This is a genomic window from Acidovorax sp. KNOB132, from assembly GCF_057541515.1.
Genome location: NZ_BAAJYT010000226.1, coordinates 1 through 5,785 on the forward strand (window position 1 = coordinate 1; position 5,785 = coordinate 5,785).

General features: G+C 66.8%; 6 protein-coding genes. 4 read left to right on the forward strand and 2 right to left on the reverse strand.

The features are described 5' to 3' along the window. Window positions 1–63: 63 nt before the first annotated feature. Window positions 64–369 (reverse strand): DUF3649 domain-containing protein, encoded by a 306-nt coding sequence (locus tag AC27IO_RS19490; protein ID WP_284430164.1) that lies wholly within the window; start codon window positions 367–369, stop codon window positions 64–66. 388 nt (window positions 370–757) lie between these two features. Further along, window positions 758–1,234: a bacterioferritin gene (bfr, locus tag AC27IO_RS19495; protein ID WP_092744334.1), complete on the reverse strand. Its 477-nt coding sequence runs from the start codon at window positions 1,232–1,234 to the stop codon at window positions 758–760. A 280-nt stretch (window positions 1,235–1,514) separates the two neighbouring features. On the opposite strand from bfr, the gene ahpC reads away from it, so the two are divergent. The 4 genes from ahpC to AC27IO_RS19515 form a co-directional block, all read left to right on the forward strand. After that, window positions 1,515–2,090 carry an alkyl hydroperoxide reductase subunit C gene (ahpC, locus tag AC27IO_RS19500; RefSeq protein WP_272551795.1) on the forward strand — a complete coding sequence of 192 codons (576 nt, stop codon included), beginning with the start codon at window positions 1,515–1,517 and terminating at the stop codon, window positions 2,088–2,090. A 178-nt stretch (window positions 2,091–2,268) separates the two neighbouring features. Next, window positions 2,269–3,837, forward strand: a complete 1,569-nt coding sequence (gene ahpF / locus AC27IO_RS19505) for an alkyl hydroperoxide reductase subunit F (protein WP_498740284.1) — start codon at window positions 2,269–2,271, stop codon at window positions 3,835–3,837. 310 nt (window positions 3,838–4,147) lie between these two features. Further along, a complete protein-coding gene (locus AC27IO_RS19510; protein WP_487090263.1) occupies window positions 4,148–4,324 on the forward strand; it encodes a hypothetical protein in 177 nt (58 codons plus the stop codon). Window positions 4,325–4,362: 38 nt separating this feature from the next. Further along, a partial coding sequence (locus AC27IO_RS19515) for a phosphocholine-specific phospholipase C (RefSeq protein ID WP_498740286.1) occupies window positions 4,363–5,785 on the forward strand: 1,423 nt, incomplete at its 3' end.

The following is a 5,785-nucleotide window of genomic DNA, read 5'->3' on the forward strand; positions in this document are numbered from 1 at the left end:
ACCAGGTGTGCAGCCAGGCCATGGCCTGGCGGAAACCCTCGCGCTCGGGTGCGGTCTTCTGCTTCATGCGCCCCCCAGCCAGCGGGGCGCCATCGCCAGCGCGCCCAGGGCGAGCGCCGGCAGCCCGAGGGCGGCCCAGGCGCCCCAGGCCGTGCGTGCATAGAAGGCCCAGGCCACGGCGCAGGCATAGACCAGCCACGACAGCAGCGTGGCGGTGAGCACCGCCTCCACTCGCGGCATGAACGGCATCAGGCCGAGGGTGAGGGCGGCGGTGGCGGCCGCCGCCAGCGCGTAGCCACCCAGCCCCCCCGCCAGGGCGCGGGAGGTGATCGCCAGGCGGTAGCGCCAGTCGACGCGGGCCGCCTTCATGGCCGGGCGGCGCCCACCAAAGCGATGGCGGCCGCGCAGGAATGGGTGTCGGAAAAGGGGTGATCGGCCGGGGTGGCGAAACAGGCGCGCGCAGGACAGTGCAGCATCGAAAGGCTCCATGCAGGTTGGGGCGCTGGCTGCAGGCGGGGCACGGGGCCCGGGGCGGACTGACTGGCTGGCTAGGCCGGTATTCTAGGTTTCATGAGAATCGTTCGCATTCCGTTGTGTGCAATCGCAACAAACAGTGGGAACTTGGGCGCCATGGGCACGCCACCTGATGCGTGCGCGCCACACTTTGAGGGGCGGGACCGGGCCGGAAACGAAAAACCGGCCCGAAGGCCGGCTGGAGCACGGGTTACCCGGGGGCGGGTGCCGGGCAGGTGGTGCGTTATTCGATCTCGCCCATCTGCGACTGCAGGTAGTTCTGCAGCCCGACCTTGGCCAGCAGGTCGATCTGCGTTTCGAGGAAGTCGATGTGCTCTTCGGTGTCGTCCAGGATGCCCTGCAGCAGATCGCGCGAGACATAGTCGCGCACCGTTTCGCAGTGGGCGATGCCGTCCTTGATGGTGGCCTGGGCGCCGCGCTCGGAGCGCAGGTCGCATTCGAGGATCTCGGGCACGTCCTCGCCGACCTGCAGCTTGGCCAGGTCCTGCAGGTTGGGCAGGCCGTCCAGCATGAAGATGCGGTCCATGAGCTTGTCGGCATGCTTCATCTCGCCGATCGACTCTTCGTATTCCTTCTTCGCCAGCTTGTCGAAGCCCCAGTGCTTGAGCATCCGGTAGTGCAGGAAGTACTGGTTGATGGCCGTCAGTTCGTTCTTGAGCTGGGCCTGCAGATGCGAAATGACCTGTGCGTCGCCTTGCATGGAGATTCTCCTTGTGTGGGTTTGGGGTGCGATTGTCATGACGCGGGCCACGTGGCGCAAGGCAATCTCCCTGCCCGGGCGGTATGGCTGCGTTTGATGCTGAGTTGTGTTCGCGTTGGGCGTCCTCAGATACAGTCGTTCGCCCCTGGCCCACGCCATCGAGCCCTTGCTTTTTATAGCCTTTGGCAATCGACTTGATGAAGTCAATTAATTGGATTGATGGCTTGGGAGCGCCTAAACTTCGGGTTTTCGTGTTCAGCCATCAACCTAGGAAACAGCAATGTCCCTGATCAATACGCAAGTCCAGCCCTTCAAGACCACCGCTTTCGTGAACCGCGACGGCAAGGGCGACTTCATTGAAGTGACCGAAGCCAACCTCAAGGGCAAGTGGTCCGTCCTGATTTTCATGCCGGCGGCCTTCACCTTCAACTGCCCCACCGAAATCGAAGACGCGGCCGACAACTATGCCGAGTTCCAGAAGGCCGGCGCCGAGGTCTACATCGTGACGACCGACACGCACTTCTCGCACAAGGTGTGGCACGAAACCTCCGACGCCGTCGGCAAGGCCAAGTTCCCCCTGGTGGGCGACCCCACGCACCAGCTGACCAACGCGTTCGGCGTGCACATTCCTGAAGAAGGCCTGGCACTGCGCGGCACGTTCGTGATCAACCCCGATGGCGTGATCAAGACCCAGGAAATCCATTCCAACGAAATCGCCCGCGACGTGTCGGAAACCCTGCGCAAGCTGAAGGCGGCCCAGTTCACCGCCGCCAACCCAGGCCAGGTCTGCCCCGCCAAGTGGAAGGAAGGCGCCAAGACGCTGACGCCTTCCCTGGATCTGGTCGGCAAGATCTAAGCCCCTCGGCCTCCCGCAGGAGCGGGGCGCCCCGGGCGCCCCTGGCCGGACAGCAGCATGGCGTGCGCGCCATGCCGTCCGGCTTTTTTTTCGCCCGCTCATCCCCGATTTCTCCGCTCCGTGCCCGGCACTGGCCGCACCGCCCAACGACACAACTCGAATCGCAAAGGACACCACCATGCTCGACGACCAACTCAAAACCCAACTTTCGGCTTACCTGGAGCGCGTGACGCAACCGTTCGAGATCGTGGCGTCCCTGGACGGCAGCGAGGTGTCCACCCAGACCCGCGAACTGCTGGAAACCATCCAGGGCCTGCGCAGCGACAAGATCACCCTGCGCACCGACGGCAACGACGCGCGCAAGCCCTCGTTCACCCTGCAGCGCGCCGGCACGCAGACCCACCTGCGCTTCGCCGGCCTGCCGCTGGGCCATGAATTCACGTCGCTGGTGCTGGCCCTGCTGTGGACCGGCGGCCATCCCCCGAAGGTGGAGCAGGACGTGATCGAGCAGATCCAGGCGATCGATGGCGACTTCGAGTTCGACGTCTACATGAGCCTGACCTGCCACAACTGCCCGGACGTGGTGCAGGCGCTGTCGCTGATGGCCATTTTCAACCCGCGCATCAAGACCACGGTGATCGAGGGCGGCGCCTTCCAGCAGGAAGTGACCGACCGTGAAATCATGGCGGTGCCCATGGTGTTCATGAACGGCCTGGTATTCGGCTCGGGCCGCATGACCGTGGAAGAGATCGTGGGCAAGCTGGACACCGGCGCGGCGGCGCGCGATGCGGCCAAGCTCTCGGCCAAGGAGGCCTTCGACGTGCTGGTGGTCGGCGGTGGCCCGGCCGGCGCCGCGGCCGCCGTGTATGCCGCCCGCAAGGGCATCCGCACCGGCGTGGCCGCGGAGCGCTTCGGTGGCCAGGTCAACGACACGCTGGACATCGAGAACTACATCTCGATCAGCAAGACGGACGGCCCCCGATTCGCCGCGGCGCTGGAGCAGCACGTGCGCGACTACGAGGTGGACCTGATGAACCTGCAGCGCGCCAAGGCCTTGAAGCCCGCCGCGGCGGAAGGCGGCCTGATCGAGGTCGAGCTGGAAAACGGCGGCACCTTGCGCTCGCGCACGGTCATCCTCTCGACCGGCGCGCGGTGGCGCAACATGAACGTGCCCGGCGAAGACCAGTACCGCACCAAGGGCGTGACCTACTGCCCCCACTGCGACGGCCCGCTGTTCAAGGGCAAGCGCGTGGCGGTGATCGGCGGCGGCAACTCCGGCGTGGAGGCGGCCATCGACCTGTCCGGCGTGGTGGCGCACGTCACCCTGCTGGAGTTCGCGGCCGATCTGAAGGCCGACGCCGTGCTGCAGCGCAAGCTGCGCAGCCTGCCCAACGTGACCGTCATCACCCAGGCGCAGACGACCGAGGTGCTGGGCGACGGCAGCCGCGTGACGGGCCTGGCCTACCAGGACCGCGCGAGCGGCGAGGCGAAGCAACTGGCGCTGGAAGGCATCTTCGTGCAGATCGGCCTGTTGCCCAACACCCAGTGGCTGCAGGGCACGGTGGAGCTGTCGAAGTTCGGCGAAATCGTGGTGGACTCGCATGGCCGCACCAACGTGCCGGGTGTGTTCGCCGCGGGCGACGTGACCACGGTGCCGTACAAGCAGATCATCATCGCGGCGGGCGAGGGCGCCAAGGCGGCCCTGGGCGCATTCGACCACCTGATCCGCACCACCGCACCGGCGTGATCGCAGGCGCCCAGGCGCCTGGTGGATGACGGGGCGCCACGGCATCCCGCTCCTTCTTTTCTGTCTTTTCAAAGCACAAGGCGGCCTTCGGGGCCGCCTTGTGCTTTTTGCCGTTCTGCCGTGCGCGGGGGAGGGGCGCCCCTGCCCCTGGAAGGCCACTGCCGTCATGGCGCTGACACGGTGCGGGCGGATCATTCGGGTTGCAGATTCCTGCGTTTATGCACTTTTCTGCAACTGCAAGGCGGTCGCCCCGAAGTTCGGTCTTTGGCCCAGTCCGCCGCTTGATCCACTCGACCCGCGAGACCTTTCCATGACCTTGATCCCTGCAGCCCCCCGATCGCGCCCCCGCTGGGCGCGGCCGCTCTTCATGTTTCTGGCCGGTTCGGCGATGGCGTTGGCCCTGGCGGGCTGCGGCGGCAGTGGGGGAGGCGGCACCTCCGCCGATGCCCCCGGCGCCGAAAAGACCCAGCTGCGCTGCGCCCCTTGAGCGCGCGCCTTCCCCGTCGAACCCACGCAGAGCACACCATGACCATCGATTCCCGGAAACGCAAGTTCCTCCAGGCCGCGGCCGGCACCACCGCGTCCGCCGCGGCGCTGAGCCTGTTCCCGCCCAGCATCCGCCGGGCCCTGGCCATTCCGGCCAACCACCGCACCGGCACGATCCAGGACGTGGAGCACGTCGTGATCGTCATGCAGGAAAACCGCTCCTTCGACCACTACTTCGGCACCTTGCCCGGCGTGCGCGGTTTCGGCGACCGCTTCACCATCCCCGTGGCCGGCGGCCGCAGCGTGTGGCAGCAACTGGACAAGAACGGCGCGCCCGTGCTGCCCTACCACTTGGACCAGAAGGCCGGCAATGCCCAGCGCGTGAGCGGCACGCCCCACAGCTGGGTCGACGCGCGCAACGCCTGGGACCGTGGCCGCATGCAGGAGTGGGCGCGCTACAAGCAGCCCCAGTCCATGGGCTACTACACGCAGCAGGAGGCCCCGTTCCAGTTCGCCCTGGCCGAAGCCTTCACGGTGTGCGATGCGTACTTCTGCTCGCTGCACGGCGGCACCAATTCCAACCGGCTGTTCCACTGGACCGGCACCAACGGCGCCACGGGTCCCTCCGGCCGGGTGGTGGTGAACAACGCCCTGGACGAGCTCGACTCGGACACTGACATCCGCACCGGCGGCTACGACTGGACCACCTACCCCGAGCGTCTGCAAAAGGCCGGCATCTCGTGGATGGTCTACCAGAACATGCCCGACAACTTCACCGACAACCCGCTCTTCGGCTTTCCGCAGTACCGCCAGGCCAACCTCGCCTCGGGCAAGCCGGTCTACCATGACCGCGACGTCAACCCCGCCTACGACCCCGCGAGCGACAACACCGGCAACCCGCTCTACAAGGGCATTGCCAACACCATGCCGGACGGCGGCTTTCTCGGCACCTTCCGCAAAGCGGTGCTCGACGGCTCGCTGCCGCAGGTGTCGTGGGTCATCCCGCCCGCCACGTACTCCGAACACCCGGGCCCTTCCAGCCCGGTGCAGGGCGGCTGGTACGTGCAGGAGGTGCTCGATGCCCTCACGGCCAATCCCGACGTGTGGAGCAAGACCGTGCTGCTCATCAACTTCGACGAGAACGACGGCTACTTCGACCACCTGCCGCCGCCGTGCGCGCCGTCGCTGGATGCCAGCGGCGGAAAGATCGGCAAGTCCACGCTGAGCGACCGGGACATGGCCTACGAGTACTACACGCACACCCCGGTCCCCGGCACCGGCATGCCGCCGCCCGATGGCGACTGCTACGGCCCCGGGCCGCGCGTGCCGATGTGGGTGATCTCCCCGTGGAGCCGCGGCGGCTGGGTGAATTCGCAGAACTTCGACCACACCTCCGTGCTGCGCTTTCTCGAAGCCCGCTTCGGCGTGCAGGAGCCGCAGATCAGCCCCTACCGCCGCGCGG

Bases quoted from the DNA above. Each gene is read 5' to 3' on its own strand.
- AC27IO_RS19490 (WP_284430164.1), bottom strand. From the start codon at position 369: ATGAAGGCGGCCCGCGTCGACTGGCGCTACCGCCTGGCGATCACCTCC.
- bfr (WP_092744334.1), bottom strand. From the start codon at position 1,234: ATGCAAGGCGACGCACAGGTCATTTCGCATCTGCAGGCCCAGCTCAAG.
- ahpC (WP_272551795.1), top strand. From the start codon at position 1,515: ATGTCCCTGATCAATACGCAAGTCCAGCCCTTCAAGACCACCGCTTTC.
- ahpF (WP_498740284.1), top strand. From the start codon at position 2,269: ATGCTCGACGACCAACTCAAAACCCAACTTTCGGCTTACCTGGAGCGC.
- AC27IO_RS19510 (WP_487090263.1), top strand. From the start codon at position 4,148: ATGACCTTGATCCCTGCAGCCCCCCGATCGCGCCCCCGCTGGGCGCGG.